The organism is Streptomyces sp. NPDC091376, assembly GCF_044757085.1.
GTDB classification, from domain to species: Bacteria; Actinomycetota; Actinomycetes; order Streptomycetales; family Streptomycetaceae; genus Streptomyces; species Streptomyces pratisoli.
This window is the reverse complement of sequence record NZ_JBIVUF010000012.1, coordinates 143,206-156,591: the sequence shown is the minus strand read 5'-3', so window position 1 is coordinate 156,591 and position 13,386 is coordinate 143,206. Positions and strand designations below refer to the sequence as shown.

Annotated in this window: 16 protein-coding genes and 1 tRNA gene; 8 read left to right on the top strand and 9 right to left on the bottom strand. The window is 69.3% G+C overall.

Annotated elements, in window-relative coordinates; all coding sequences use genetic code 11:
• Positions 1–6: 6 nt before the first annotated feature.
• Both ACIQMR_RS25350 and mca read right to left on the bottom strand, forming a co-directional pair.
• The gene (locus ACIQMR_RS25350; RefSeq protein ID WP_401391409.1) at positions 7–249 is read right to left on the bottom strand and encodes a hypothetical protein; all 243 of its coding nucleotides are present in this window, start codon (positions 247–249) and stop codon (positions 7–9) included.
• A 98-nt stretch (positions 250–347) separates the two neighbouring features.
• Complete coding sequence (gene mca / locus ACIQMR_RS25345) at positions 348–1,235, bottom strand: mycothiol conjugate amidase Mca (protein ID WP_401391406.1); 888 nt, start codon at positions 1,233–1,235, stop codon at positions 348–350.
• 121 nt (positions 1,236–1,356) lie between these two features.
• Between mca and ACIQMR_RS25340 the strand changes: the two genes are divergently transcribed.
• Both ACIQMR_RS25340 and greA read left to right on the top strand, forming a co-directional pair.
• On the top strand, positions 1,357–1,773 hold the full coding sequence (locus tag ACIQMR_RS25340) for a DUF4307 domain-containing protein (protein ID WP_401391403.1): 417 nt from the start codon (positions 1,357–1,359) through the stop codon (positions 1,771–1,773).
• 169 nt (positions 1,774–1,942) lie between these two features.
• Positions 1,943–2,440 (top strand): transcription elongation factor GreA, encoded by a 498-nt coding sequence (gene greA / locus ACIQMR_RS25335; RefSeq protein WP_266382217.1) that lies wholly within the window; start codon positions 1,943–1,945, stop codon positions 2,438–2,440.
• A gap of 126 nt (positions 2,441–2,566) precedes the next feature.
• On the opposite strand, the gene ACIQMR_RS25330 is transcribed toward greA, so the two are convergent.
• The 3 genes from ACIQMR_RS25330 to ilvA all read right to left on the bottom strand — a co-directional run bounded on the left by ACIQMR_RS25330 (position 2,567) and on the right by ilvA (position 5,938).
• Positions 2,567–3,427, bottom strand: a complete 861-nt coding sequence (locus tag ACIQMR_RS25330) for an ABC transporter permease (RefSeq protein ID WP_266382214.1) — start codon at positions 3,425–3,427, stop codon at positions 2,567–2,569.
• Entirely contained in the window at positions 3,424–4,476 is a 1,053-nt protein-coding gene (locus tag ACIQMR_RS25325; protein WP_401391398.1) for an ATP-binding cassette domain-containing protein, read from the bottom strand. The genes ACIQMR_RS25330 and ACIQMR_RS25325 overlap by 4 nt, the downstream gene beginning before the upstream one ends.
• 232 nt (positions 4,477–4,708) lie before the next feature.
• Positions 4,709–5,938 carry a threonine ammonia-lyase gene (ilvA, locus tag ACIQMR_RS25320; RefSeq protein WP_401391396.1) on the bottom strand — a complete coding sequence of 410 codons (1,230 nt, stop codon included), beginning with the start codon at positions 5,936–5,938 and terminating at the stop codon, positions 4,709–4,711.
• Positions 5,939–6,084: 146 nt separating this feature from the next.
• Here ilvA and ACIQMR_RS25315 point away from each other — a divergent pair, with 146 nt between their 5' ends.
• From ACIQMR_RS25315 to ACIQMR_RS25300, 4 genes are all read left to right on the top strand, one after another.
• Complete coding sequence (locus tag ACIQMR_RS25315) at positions 6,085–6,597, top strand: MarR family winged helix-turn-helix transcriptional regulator (protein ID WP_401391393.1); 513 nt, start codon at positions 6,085–6,087, stop codon at positions 6,595–6,597.
• A 31-nt stretch (positions 6,598–6,628) separates the two neighbouring features.
• Complete coding sequence (locus ACIQMR_RS25310) at positions 6,629–7,132, top strand: sigma factor-like helix-turn-helix DNA-binding protein (protein WP_401391390.1); 504 nt, start codon at positions 6,629–6,631, stop codon at positions 7,130–7,132.
• Complete coding sequence (locus tag ACIQMR_RS25305) at positions 7,129–7,383, top strand: hypothetical protein (RefSeq protein ID WP_401391387.1); 255 nt, start codon at positions 7,129–7,131, stop codon at positions 7,381–7,383. The genes ACIQMR_RS25310 and ACIQMR_RS25305 overlap by 4 nt, the downstream gene beginning before the upstream one ends.
• 79 nt (positions 7,384–7,462) lie before the next feature.
• Positions 7,463–7,654 carry a DUF1059 domain-containing protein gene (locus ACIQMR_RS25300; protein WP_266382195.1) on the top strand — a complete coding sequence of 64 codons (192 nt, stop codon included), beginning with the start codon at positions 7,463–7,465 and terminating at the stop codon, positions 7,652–7,654.
• A 256-nt stretch (positions 7,655–7,910) separates the two neighbouring features.
• Here the strand turns inward: ACIQMR_RS25300 and ACIQMR_RS25295 are convergent, their stop codons facing one another.
• Positions 7,911–9,056 carry a cystathionine gamma-synthase gene (locus ACIQMR_RS25295; RefSeq protein WP_266382192.1) on the bottom strand — a complete coding sequence of 382 codons (1,146 nt, stop codon included), beginning with the start codon at positions 9,054–9,056 and terminating at the stop codon, positions 7,911–7,913.
• Between the two features lie 95 nt (positions 9,057–9,151).
• Here ACIQMR_RS25295 and ACIQMR_RS25290 point away from each other — a divergent pair, with 95 nt between their 5' ends.
• Positions 9,152–10,258, top strand: coding sequence for a hypothetical protein (locus tag ACIQMR_RS25290; protein WP_401391383.1), 1,107 nt, complete (start codon positions 9,152–9,154; stop codon positions 10,256–10,258).
• 118 nt (positions 10,259–10,376) lie between these two features.
• Entirely contained in the window at positions 10,377–11,042 is a 666-nt protein-coding gene (gene msrA / locus ACIQMR_RS25285) for a peptide-methionine (S)-S-oxide reductase MsrA (protein WP_401391380.1), read from the top strand.
• Between the two features lie 718 nt (positions 11,043–11,760).
• Here msrA and ACIQMR_RS25280 read toward each other — a convergent pair.
• The 3 genes from ACIQMR_RS25280 to ACIQMR_RS25270 form a co-directional block, all read right to left on the bottom strand.
• A complete protein-coding gene (locus ACIQMR_RS25280; RefSeq protein WP_401391378.1) occupies positions 11,761–12,081 on the bottom strand; it encodes a hypothetical protein in 321 nt (106 codons plus the stop codon).
• A 125-nt stretch (positions 12,082–12,206) separates the two neighbouring features.
• The gene (locus ACIQMR_RS25275) at positions 12,207–12,599 is read right to left on the bottom strand and encodes a hypothetical protein (RefSeq protein ID WP_401391375.1); all 393 of its coding nucleotides are present in this window, start codon (positions 12,597–12,599) and stop codon (positions 12,207–12,209) included.
• Positions 12,600–13,220: 621 nt separating this feature from the next.
• Positions 13,221–13,295 (bottom strand) — tRNA-Trp (locus tag ACIQMR_RS25270).
• Positions 13,296–13,386 lie beyond the last annotated feature (91 nt).

The window sequence follows — 13,386 nt, the reverse complement described above, 5'->3', positions numbered from 1 at the left end:
GAAGGGCTAGGCGCCCTTCGTCGGCCCCGACGCCTCCGCGCCCGCGGAGCCCTTCGTGCCCGTCGCCGCCGGCGACTCATCGAAGTTCACGCGGCCCATGTGCCGGTTCATCGACTTCATCAGCAGCCAGACCCCGGCCGCCATCACCGCGAAGACGACGAACCCGAGGACGCCGGGCGTCACCTTGTTCTCGTCGAGCTCCTTGGCGAGAGGGACGAGATGCGTCATCGCCAGGGCAGTGCTGCTCATCGATCGCTCCTTGTGTGGATGTACCGACCATACCCGGGCGCTCCGAACGCGTTCTCCCGGCCCACCCGGGGCCGGGAGAACAGCGCGAACGGGGCCGGTCAGACGGTGACGACGCTCCGCACACCGGCGAAGAGGTCGTCCTCCGGCAGGGAGGTGTCGACGAGGGACTTGGCCAGCTCGTACTCCTCCGTCGGCCAGACCTCCCGCTGGATGTCCATCGGCACGCGGAACCAGCCGCCGTCCGGGTCGATCTGCGTCGCGTGCGCGATCAGCGCCTTGTCGCGGGTCTCGAAGAAGTCGGCGCACGGCACATACGTCGTGAGGGTCCGCTCGGCGCGCTGGAACTCCTTCCAGCGCTCCAGCCACTCGCCGTAGGGGGACTCCAGGCCGCGCGCGAGCAGCGCCTCGTGGAGGGCGACCGTACGCGGCCGGTTGAAGCCCTGGTTGTAGTAGAGCTTCTGCGACTGCCAGGCCGGTCCGTACTCGGACTCGGGGTACTTCTCGGTGTCGGCCGCACCGTCGAAGGCCACCATCGTGATCTTGTGGGTCATGATGTGGTCCGGGTGCGGATACCCGCCGTTCTCGTCGTACGTCGTGATGACCTGCGGGCGGAAGGAGCGGATCTTCCGCACCAGCTCGCCCGCCGCCTTGTCGACGTCCTCCAGGGCGAAGCAGCCCTCGGGGAGCGGGGGCAACGGGTCGCCCTCCGGCAGGCCGGAGTCGACGAAGCCGAGCCATTCCTGCTTCACGCCGAGGATCTCCCGGGCCTCGTCCATCTCCTTGCGGCGGACCTCGTGGATGTTCTCCTCGATGTATTTGTCGCCCTGGAGCTTGGGGTTGAGGATGGAGCCGCGCTCGCCTCCCGTGCAGGTCACGACCAGCACGTCCACCCCCTCGGACACGTACTTCGCCATCGTGGCCGCGCCCTTGCTCGACTCGTCGTCGGGGTGGGCGTGAACGGCCATCAGTCGCAGCTGCTCAGTCAAGACTCGATCCTCAGTGATGTAGGGCATCGGGCCCTCAGCGGTGTAGGGCATCCGGCGGCTTCTATAGTGACGGAATCGGCGGGCCGAAAATTCCGGCGTCTCCGACTGTGAGAGGACGATCATGAGCGCGGTGCGCGAAGAGCTTCCCGAGGGCCGCTACGGCCGCTCGGCGGACGAGCGCGCCGACCGCAAGCTCAAGATCGTGGGCGCGGTGCTGGGTGCGGGCCTGATCGCCATGATCGGCTGGTTCGGCTACGACTACGTGAGCGGCCAGCGGATCAGCGCCGAGATCATCAAGTTCGACGTCACCGCGGACGACCAGGTCCAGGTCCATCTCGAGGTCCGCAAGGACGCGGACGCCCGGGGCTCCTGCACCCTGCGTTCGCGCGCGGAGGACGGCAGCGAGGTCGGCCGGCGCGACGTCCGCTTCGATGCCCGTGAGAGCCGGATCGACGAGGTCGTCACCGTGCGTACGACGGCGAGGGCGACCAGTGCCGAGCTGGCGGGCTGTGTCGCGGACGACGGGCCGAAGGGCTGACGTTTTCCCCGCCGCGTCGGCGCTGACCTGCGTTGACAGATTTTTGATGGCTTTTGGTCCTCCCCCTTTCCTTCGCCAATTGTTAGGCTCGTGGTTTCGCCCACTCGTGAAGGCACATCCTTCTGGGTAGGGCGATGCTTTGTATCCCCAGTACCTACGAGGAGCACCTGTGACCCAGACCAGTGAGAACGTCACCTGGCTCACCCAGGAGGCGTACAACCAGCTCAAGGCCGAGCTGGAGTACCTGTCTGGTCCCGCGCGCGTCGAGATCGCGAAGAAGATCGAGGCGGCCCGTGAGGAGGGCGACCTGCGGGAGAACGGCGGGTACCACGCGGCCAAGGAGGAGCAGGGCAAGCAGGAGCTCCGTGTGCGCCAGCTGACCCAGCTCCTGGAGAAGGCGAAGGTCGGTGAGGCCCCGGCGGACAACGGCACGGTGGCCCCCGGCATGGTCGTGACCGTCGCCTTCGACGGTGACGAGAGCGACACCGAGACCTTCCTGCTCGCCTCCCGCGAGTACGCGTCGGGCGACATCTCGACGTACTCGCCCCAGTCCCCGCTCGGCGCGGGCGTCAACGGCAAGAAGATCGGCGAGGACGCGGAGTACGAGCTGCCCAACGGCAAGACCGCCATGGTCAGGATCGTCGAGGCCAAGCCGTACCAGGGCTGAGCCGCCCGTCCCCGTCAGCAGGCCGTATACGGAAGGTCCCCGGCACCGTGTGGTGCCGGGGACCTTCCGTCTGTGTGAGCGCCTGGTGCGAGCGCGTGTGTGCGAACGCTTGGTGCGAGCGCGGGCTCAGACCGTCGCCGAGCGGTACTTGCGGACCGCCAGGGTGCGGAAGACGAGCAGGATCAGCACCGACCAGAGCACCGAGGCCAGGATCGGGTGCTGCATGGGCCATGCCTCGGGCGCCTTGAAGCCGGGCGGCAGATTGCCGAACAGCTCACGGCACGCCTGCACGGTCGCGCTGAAGGGGTTCCACTCGGCGATCGTCCGCAGGAACGTCGGCATCTGGTTGGCGTCCACGAAGGCGTTCGAGATGAACGTCAGCGGGAACAGCCAGATCAGTCCGCCGGAGGTGGCCGCCTCGGGCGTACGCACCGAGAGGCCGATCAGCGCGCCGATCCAGGAGAACGCGTACCCGAGCAGGAGCAGCAGCATGAAGCCGAGCAGCACCTTGCCGATGTTCTCGTGGACGCGCCAGCCGACGATCAGCGCCACGACGGCGAGAACGACGAGCGTGAGCGCCGTCTGCACCAGGTCGGCGAGCGTGCGGCCGGTGAGGACCGCTCCGCGCGCCATGGGCAGCGACCGGAAGCGGTCGATGAGGCCCTTGTGCATGTCGTCGGCGATGCCCGCGCCTGCACCCGCCGTGGCGAAGGTCACGGTCTGGGCGAAGATGCCCGCCATCAGGAACTCACGGTAGGCCTGCGTCGAGGTGGACCCGCCGACCTGGATGGAGCCGCCGAAGACGTACGTGAACAGCACCACGAACATGATCGGCTGGATCATGCCGAAGATGATCATCTCCGGGATCCGCGTCATACGGATCAGATTGCGCTTGGCGACGACGAGCGAGTCGCTCACCGACTGTGCGATGCCGCCGCGCGGACGGGGGGCCGCGACGCGGTCCGCCGCTTCCTGGACGGTGGTCACTTCACGGCCTCCTTTCCGGCCTTGCGGTCCTTGCGGTCCTTGCGCTCTTTCGACTGCCGGGCGGCCGGCACCTCGCCGTTGTCCTCCGCGGCCGCCTCGGCGTGGTGGCCGGTCAGGGAGATGAAGACGTCGTCGAGGGTCGGTCGGCGAAGACCGATGTCGTCGATCTCGATGCCGATGGTGTCCAGCTCGCGGATGACCTCGGCGAGCAGCTTGGCGCCTCCCGCGACCGGGACGGTGAGCCTGCGGGTGTGCTCGTCCACGGCGACGTCGGCGGCCTCGGCGCCGTCCATGCCGAAGCGCAGAAGGACGTCACGGGCCGGGGCGATCTCCTCGGGCCGGTGGACGACGACCTCGACGCGCTCGCCGCCGGTACGGGCCTTGAGCTCGTCCGAGGTGCCACGGGCGATGACCTTGCCGTGGTCGATGACGCAGATCGCGTCGGCGAGGTGGTCGGCCTCCTCCAGGTACTGGGTGGTCAGGAGCAGGGTCGTACCGCCGCCGACGAGCTCCTTGATGACCTCCCACAGCGCCTGACGGTTTCGCGGGTCGAGACCGGTCGTCGGCTCGTCCATGAACATCACGGGCGGGGAGACGACCAGCGCGGCCGCGAGGTCGAGACGGCGGCGCATACCGCCGGAGTAGGTCTTGGCCGGGCGGTCGGCCGCGTCGGCGAGGTTGAACCGCTCCAGCAGCTCGCCGGCCCGGATCTTCGACGCCTTCGCGTTCATCTGGTACAGCCGGCCGACCATCTGCAGGTTCTCGCGGCCGGTCAGATACTCGTCGACGGCGGCGAACTGGCCGGAGAGCCCGATCGACCGCCGGACTTCGTTGGGATTCTTGAGGACGTCGATGCCCGCCACGACCGCCTTGCCGCTGTCGGGCTGGAGCAGGGTGGTCAGGACGCGCACGGCGGTGGTCTTGCCCGCGCCGTTCGGACCGAGGAGCCCGAGGACGGTGCCCTCGGGAACGTCGAGATCAACTCCGTCCAGAGCCCTTACCTCGCCGAAGGTCTTCACCAGACCTTCGGCGTAAATGGCGCCTGGCATGTGGGTACTCCCAGTGGCAGAGGATGAGGTCATGACTTATGGACCGCTTACTTCAGGCGATTGCTGCGCAAGCTTAGGTATTGCCGACGACCGACGCAGCCGAAATAGCGGCGCGGGCCACAAAGTAACGCGATACATCGCGATACACAAGCCCTGCCGTAAGACTGTCGTAAGTGGCGCCGTCAGTGGTGCCGTCAACGGTGCCCCGGGCAGTGCCGGGGGCGGCTCGGCCTCAGCCGATGACCCGGTACCCCGCCTCCTCCAACGCCGCACCGACCTCCGCACAGTGCTCCGGTCCCTTCGTCTCCAGCTGGAGCTCCACCTCGACCTCCGTCAGGCCGAGCCGCGGATCGGTCCGCACGTGCCCCACGTCCAGAACATTCGCATCCACCACTGACAACACCCCCAGCAGCGTCGCGAGCGCCCCTGGCCGGTCCGCCAGCCTCAGCCGCAGCGACAGATAGCGGCCCGCCGCCGCCATGCCGTGCCGCAGGATGCGCTGCATCAGCAACGGGTCCACATTGCCGCCCGACAGCACGGCCACGACCGGCCCCTGGAAGGCCCGGGGCTCACTGAGCAGCGCGGCGACGGGACTCGCCCCCGCCGGCTCGACGACCTGCTTCGCCCGCTCCAGGCACAGCAGCAGCGCCGAGGAGAGCTCGTCCTCCGACACCGTGCGCACCTCGTCCACCAGCTCCTCGACGATCGTGTACGTCACATCGCCGGGGCAGCCCACCTTGATGCCGTCCGCCATGGTCACCGGCGCCTCGACGGACACCGGCCGGCCCGCGGCGAGCGACGGCGGAAACGCCGCCGCACCCTCCGCCTGGACCCCGATCACCTTCACATCGGGACGCAGCGCCTTCACCGCGACCGCGATACCCGCCGCGAGACCGCCGCCCCCGACCCCGACGACGATCGTCCGCACCTCCGGGCACTGCTCCAGGATCTCCAGACCGACAGTGCCCTGACCTGCGATGATGTCCGGGTGGTCGAAGGGGTGGATGAAGACCGCGCCGGTCTCGTGCGCGTACTCCTGCGCCGCGGCCAAGCTCTCGTCGACGACCTGGCCGTGCAGCCGCACATCGGCACCGTAGTCCCGGGTCGCCGCGACCTTCGGCAGCGGCGCCCCCTGGGGCATGAACACCGTGGAGCGCACGCCGAGGAGCGAGGACGCCAGGGCCACGCCCTGCGCGTGATTGCCCGCCGACGCCGCGACGACGCCCGCCGCACGCTCCTCGGGACGCAGCCCGGAGATCCGTACGTACGCGCCGCGCAGCTTGAACGAGCCCGTCCGCTGGAGGTTCTCGCACTTGAGGTGCACCGGGGCTCCGACCAGGCCCGACAGATACCGGCTGCCCTCCATCGGCGTCATGCGGGCCACACCGGAGAGCATCTTCTGGGCCCCTCGGACGTCGTCGAGGATGAGCGGGTGAAAGGGGCCAGGCGTGCGGAAGCTCATGACAGCAAGTCTCGCAGCTCAGCGGGGTGACGGCCGCCCCGGTCACACAGTTGTCCACAGGATTTCGCAGGGCCCGTACGCACTCGCCCGGCTCCGCGTACTCTGTCCCCCACCAACCGACCACCGCACGAGAGAGCCCCGCAGCCATGCCCACATCTCAGGACATGACGACTGATCTAGACCCCGGTCTCCTCGATGCCCTCCAGCACCAGGTGGCCCTCTTCGCGCGCAGAGCCGAGCAGACCCGGCTCGGCGGCGTCGGTCAGGTCCGCAACTCGATGGATCGTGCCGCCTATCTGCTGCTCAACCGGCTCGACCAGGAAGGCCCGATGGGCGTGAAGGCCCTCGCGGCCGGAATGGGCATCGACTCCTCGACCGTCACCCGCCAGGTCGCGCCGCTCGTCGACACCGGCCTGGTGAAGCGCACCTCGCACCCGGAGGACGGCCGTGCCGTCGTCCTCCAGCTGTCGCCGCGCGGCCAGTCCCGGCTGGAGGAAGTGCGCTCCTCTCGGCGCGAGTTGATGGCCCAGGTGACGGACGGCTGGACGCCCGAGGAGCGGGAATCGTTCTGCACGCTGCTCACGCGTTTCAACTCGGCGCTCTCCGCCCGGCAGGCCGGGCTCCCCGGTGAAGCGACGGAGCCGTCCCCGGCCTCTTGACCACAGCCGCCGCCTGCTCTGGTATGAGGACGTGCGCGAGAGGCGAGAGTCCACGCTCGCCGACCGCCGCGCCCGGGAATTCGAGGCATTCGTCGCGGGCGCGGGTGGCCGGCTGCTCCATGTCGCGACGCTGCTGACGGCGGAGTCGCCCGGGCACAGTCCCGAAGCACAGCGGCTGCTGCTCGGCGCGCTGACCGAGATGTACGCGGAGTGGGACCGGCGTAGCGACGAGGACCCGTACGACCGCACCCGCCAGGAACTCGTCACCCGCTTCGCCCGGAGCGCCTGGCGGCTGCGGCGGAGGGCCAGGACGTGGGACGCCGGCGCGGAGGCCGGGGTACTGGTCCGGCTCGTCCCGCAGGAGCGGCTCGTCGTCGTACTGCGCCTGTACGAGGGCGTGCCCGAGGAACAGACCGCGGCGCTGCTCGGACTGCCGGTGGAACGGGTCCGGGCGATCGGCACCCGTGCCGTCTCCGTCCTGCGCAGCACCCGCCCGCCGCGGCTGCGTGCCCCGACCTGGAGGGATGCGTCATGACCCGCACGGGCGGCCGCAAGGAGGAAGAAGTACGGCGGATGCTCGACGCCCCGCATCCGCCGGTCCCCGGCGACCTGCACCTGCGCGCGGCCCACCGGGGCGCCCGGCTGCGACGCCGCCGCCGGGCACTGCACCGCGTGGGCTGTGCGCTGCTGCTCGCGGCCGCGATCGCGTTCGCGGTGTGGGCGGCGGCCGCCGAACCGTGGGTCGTACCGCCGTCGACGACGACGCCGGAGATCGAGGGCTGGTGACACGGCCGGCTGGTGAGTGCTCGGGAGTCCGGACCTATCCTGGAACGAGCGGCACAACACATCAGCACAGGAGGTCGTGATGACCAGAAAAGTTGCCGATTGCCGCAGGTTCCCGAGCGAGACGGGTTGCACGCTCACCATCTCCGGCCAGGAGGAGGAAGTCCTCCAGGCAGCCACGGAACACGCCGTCTCCGTGCACGGCCACACCGACACCGCGGAACTCCGCGAGCAGATACACAGCATGCTGGAGGACGAGAAGGTCAGCACCTGACCGGCCCGTCCTCTCGCCGCGATCTGCTCGCCCCCGCCCCCGCCCGCGTACGACCCGGCCCGCGTAGGACCCGGCCCGCGTCGAACCGGCGAGCCCGTACGACCCGCCCGCGCCATCTGCCCAGCCGTCCACGCGCCCGTACGATCCGCCCAGCCGTTCACGCCCCGCACGCCCCGCACAGCCCGTACGACAACGGGCCCCGGCCCGCCGGGCGGCGGTACCGGGGCCCGAGGCCCGGGGCAGCGCCCCGCGAAGGTCAGCCCAGCGCCTGCTGCAGATCCGCGAGAAGATCGTCCACCGACTCGATCCCGACCGACAGCCGCACCAGATCCGCCGGCACCTCCAGCGCGGACCCGGCGACGCTCGCATGCGTCATCCGGCCCGGGTGCTCGATCAGGGACTCGACACCACCCAGCGACTCACCGAGGGTGAAGAGCTTCGCGCGGTTGCAGACCTCGACCGCCGCCTCCTCGCCACCCTGGACCTGGAACGACACCATCCCGCCGAAGCTCTTCATCTGCTTCGCCGCGACCTCGTGCCCCGGGTGCTCCTCCAGCCCCGGGTACAGCACCCGCGTCACCTTCGGGTGGCTGGTCAGCATCTCCGCGACCCGCGTCGCGTTCTCGCTGTGCCGGTCCATACGGACCGGCAGCGTCTTGATGCCCCGCAGCACGATCCACGAGTCGAAGGGACCGGCGACCGCGCCCATCGCGTTCTGGTGGTACGCCAGCTCCTCACCGAGACCGGCGTCGCCGGTGATCAGCGCACCACCGACCACGTCCGAGTGGCCGCCCATGTACTTGGTCAGCGAGTGCACGACGATGTCCGCGCCCAGCGCGAGCGGCTGCTGCAGATAAGGGCTGGCGAAGGTGTTGTCGACGACGAGCTTCGCCCCTGCGGTGCGCGCGATGTCCGCGACGGCGGCGATGTCGGTGATGCCGAGCAGCGGGTTGGACGGCGTCTCGACCCAGATCACCTTCGTACGGTCGGTCAGGGCGGCCCTGACCGACGCCGGGTCCGAGGTGTCGGCGACGGAGTACTCCACACCCCACCGCTGCACCACCTTGGCGAAGAGCCGGAAGGTGCCGCCGTAGGCGTCGTTCGGGATCACCACGTGATCGCCGGGCACCAGCAGCGTACGCAGCAGGCAGTCCTCGGCGGCGAGGCCGGAGGCGAAGGCGAGGCCCCGGCGGCCGCCCTCCAGCGCCGCGAGGTTCTCCTCCAGCGCGGTACGGGTCGGGTTGGCGCTGCGGCTGTACTCGTAGCCGCCGCGCAGTCCGCCCACACCGTCCTGCTTGTAGGTGGACACCTGGTAGATGGGCGGGACGACCGCGCCGGTCAGCGGGTCGGCGCTGTTGCCCGCGTGGATCGCGATGGTCTCGAAGCTGTGCTGGTCGCTCATGCGACCCGAGCGTAGTCCCCACCCGGCGCTTCCCCGGCCCCCTACCGGGCACCCTGACCGGTTCCCGTCCATGGGCCGTCCGGGACAATGGCCGTATGGAGATTCTCTGGTTCCTGCTCGCGCTGGGCCTGCTGGCCGCGGCGATCGGCCCGTACGTACTGCGCCGCCGCCACGCCGTCCGTCAGGTCGCACCCGGATCACCGGACGCCGCCGACCCCGCCGCGTACGGCTTCGTACGCCAGGAGGAGCTCGACCTGCGGCTGCCCGGGCCCGACCAGGACCTCCTCGACGTACTCGACCTGGTGCAGCGCACCCAGGACTGGCGGGCCGCGTCCCAGCTGCTCTCCGGCACCGAGAAGGAGGGCGAGCGACGCTGGCAGCGGGTGCAGGCGTTCGCGGGCGCGGCGTCACTGGAGCTGCAGCAGCAGCCCGGGACCGGAGGCTCGTGGCTGCGCACCTGGCGCGCGGAGTCCCCGAAGGACGCGGGCGGCGCGGCCGTGCACGCGGAGTTCCTGGTGCAGCAGGCGTGGCGGTCCTCCGGCGGCGTCGGCAGCGACGACTTCCGGATCATCCTGGAGGAGGCCCGTACGGTCTGCGGGGAGGCGGCCCTGCTGGCACCCGGCGATCCCGTCCCGTACATCGTCGAACTGGCCGTGGCCCGCGGACTCGGCTACTCCCACGAACAGTTCGACCAGCTCTGGGCGAAGGTGATCGACCGCGCCCCCACGCATATGGGCGCCCATCTCGCCGCGCTGCACTACTGGTGCGAGAAGTGGCACGGCTCACGCGAGGAGGCCGACCACTTCGCGACCACCTCGGCGGCCCGCGCACCCCAGGGCTCGCTGCTGGCCGCACTGCCGCTGTTCGCGGTGTTCGAGCACCTGCCCGAGGTCAATCTGGTGACCGGCTTCTACCAGAGCGCCGTGGTCACCAAGGCGGTGGAGGGCGCGCTGCACGCGACGCACACCGCGAGGGCAGACGACCCGGTGCTCCCCCACGTCCGCCATCTGCTGGTCTTCTTCCTGGTCAGGTCCGAGCGCTGGGCCGAGGCCATGCACCAGCTCCTGCGGGTGGACGGCCATGTCGGTGCCCTGCCGTGGACTCACGGCGGCGACCCGGCGGCGGAGTACGCGGTCTACCGGGCGCTCGCGGTGGCGGGCTACGAGGCGAACGGCGGCAGCCCGGCGACGCTGTCGCACTGACGCCGGCGCACCGACGCCGCAGCACCGACAGGCGCTCCGGACGGGGCCCGCGGGGAATCCCGCGGGCCCCGTCCGCGTTCAGGACACTGCACCCTTCACTCCAGGAGGAGTCCCCCGCATGTTCCTGAACCGCCGCGTCCCCGAGCTGCCCACCGCCACCCAGGCGCTGCGCGGCCGCGAAACCCCGGCCTTCGACGTCCCCGCCCGCCACACGGTCCTCGGCAACGCCCTCCTCGGCCCCTATCCCGAGGGCCTCGAGGTCGCCGACTTCGCGCTGGGCTGCTTCTGGGGCGCGGAGCGCAAGTTCTGGCAGACGAAGGGCGTCTGGACCACCCTCGTCGGCTACCAGGGCGGCTACACGGAGAACCCGACCTACGAAGAGGTCTGCTCCGGCCTGACGGGCCACACCGAGGCCGTCCGCGTCGTCTACGACCCGTCCGTCGTCACCTACGAACAGCTCCTGAAGGTCTTCTGGGAGTCCCACGACCCCACCCAGGGCTTCCGCCAGGGCAACGACGTCGGCACCCAGTACCGCTCGGCGATCCACACCCACACCGCGTCCCAGGCCAGCACGGCCCAGTCCTCCCGCGAGTCCTACCAGCGGGCCCTGACGGGCTCGGGCCACGGCACGATCACCACGGAACTCCTCCCGGCGAAGGGCCGCCCCTTCTACCCGGCGGAGGACTACCACCAGCAGTACCTGGACAAGAACCCCGCGGGCTACTGCGGTATCGGCGGGACGGGCGTGTCCTGTCCGATCGGCGTGGCCGAGGCAGATAGCTGAACCCTCTCGCAGGAGGTAACGACCACGCTGCGAGCGCTGCTGACCGGCTCCGATCCGGTGAGCAGCGCTCTGCGCTACAACCTTCCTTGCTGAGTCAAGGCGGCCCGCCTGCGGCGGTCCGCGCGCGCCGGCGGCCACGGGCCGCCGCCGCTCCCTGCCTCCGCCACCGCTGCGTCGTCCCCCGGCCGCTCAGCGCGCAGCACCACCGGAGCGAACATCCAGGCCAGGAAACAACTCGCCCAGCCCCGAGGACCAGGACCACGACCAGGCCGAGCAGCCACGATCCCGCCGTCCTGGTGGCCGCTGCTTCGAGAACAAAGCCGCGCTGGCCAGGGTCTTTACGGACGATGACGCGCTCTGTTGCACCAAGTTCGACCGTGGCTGACCGCCCGTCATGGCACGCATCTGGCAGGCGCGCTGCCGCCGACACGCGCCTTGCAAGTTCGATCTGGGACCGTTCTAGCTGCTGCTGCCTACTGATGCGGCAGCCGGACGAAGACGCAGGTGTGCGCCTCCGTCCGGCTCCGTTGATGTCAGCCGTGGATGTCAGGAGCCTTCTGATCCGTAGCTCTAGCCGGATCGGTCTGCGACGGCCATTGCGGCCGCTACCAGGCCCCTCATGGGCGGTAGCGGTCAGGGGCGGTGCTGGGGTTACTGTGCCGCGCTGCTGTGCAGCACCGTCACCAGTCGCTCCAGCGGACCCGTGCGGTGTGTTCTGTCACTTGGGGACTTGGATGCTGGCGATCCACCGGACCTTGTCGGTGGTCTCGATGTGGAAGCGTCCTTTACGGCCCTCAGCGAGGTCGAGTTGGTTGACGTTGATGCGGGCCTCGGTGCTCGGACAGTCGACCGTGAACTCTCCTACTGTGTCGACAACTAGCGTGATCCTGCCGGCACCGGCGTCCGCAACGCAGTTGACGTTCACCCAGGAGATGCCCTTGGTGAGCTGGACCGGACCGAGGTCCCACGCGCCGTGCCGGGGCCCTCCGGAAGCAATCTGGCGATAGCCGGGTCGGATCTCCGGCGGCGACAGCACCACGGCCGAGGCCGGTGCCGACGGCGTGCCTGTGCGGGGTGTGGGCTGACCCGAACTTGTGCACGCTGTGGCCGTTACCGCGGCGGCAGTGACGATGGCCGCGGACGCGGCAGCGCGGAAAAGATTCATCAGGATCGGGTCTCCCAGTAGCGGAATCCAACGGCCTTGTTCACGACCTTAACCCCTCCCGACGTCCGCTGGGATTTCCTGCAATTGGGGAGCTCGTAGTACTTCTCCCACGTGGCGGAGTGTCCCCAGGAGCCGTGCTGCGTGTTCCCGTACCTTCCGCTTGTTATGTTCCGCCTGTACTGGTGATCGGTGCCCCAGCTGACTTCCTTGACGGATTCCCTGCTGATTTCCGCCTTTGCCTGGGAGACGGCGAAATCCACCGTCACGCCTGCGGTCCCGGAGATCGACGACCCCGCCTTCTCTGCGGTGGTCCTTGTGATCACCATCGTCCCGCCGGGACCGTCCTTGTAGACCGGGCCCTTGCCGATGTGGGTGGCCTTGTAGCCGTACACGTTGCTGCGCCACCCACCCGATCAGATGTCGGGGGCGGGGGCAGGGCCGTCGTCCGCGGCGACCGCGGTGACGGGAGTGAGAACGGAAGCCGCGATCGCAGCCGAAGCAATGACGACGGAGATCTTTCGAATGCGTGCCATATCGAGTACTTTCCCCCTGTTTCGATGCGGAACATTCTGTTCTATCCGTGGTCGCGGACCAGGAGAGTCAAACAGCGCAACAGCGCCTTGAGACCGCATCTTCGGGAGTATTTACCCGACCGTGACAACTTGATCTTTATTTGAGGTTTCATGCGGCCTGATTGCGCCACTCTTCCGTAAGAGTGACGCGAAGGTATCTTGCGTGGGGTGCCGGAGTCGCTTCACCGATGAGGAATTTGAATAAGCTCCACACTCATGTCAGCTCTTGCCTAGGTCGCGCCAAAGGACTGCGGGGTCCTCTCCCACGAGGGCGGTGGAGCGGCGCACAGGTGGGGGCGGGACGCTTGAGCTGCGGAGAGGCCGTTCCGGTCACTCTGAGACAGCGCCTTGGGAGTGACCGGGATGAACCGCGGGTCGCCGGCCGTTCTGGCACACATCTGGCACGGGCGTTCCTCGTCCTGGACGCGCAACTGGGGCAGGCCAAGCCGACCGGACTCGAACCGGCGTCCTCGCGATTTTGGAGACCGCGCGCGACTACCTCTGCGCTACGGCTTCGCCCGGTTGCGATCCTAGCCTCGCCGCGGATCGGTGCGCCGAACCTTCTGATCCGTAGCCCTAGCGGGATCGGTCAGCGGGGGTCATACCG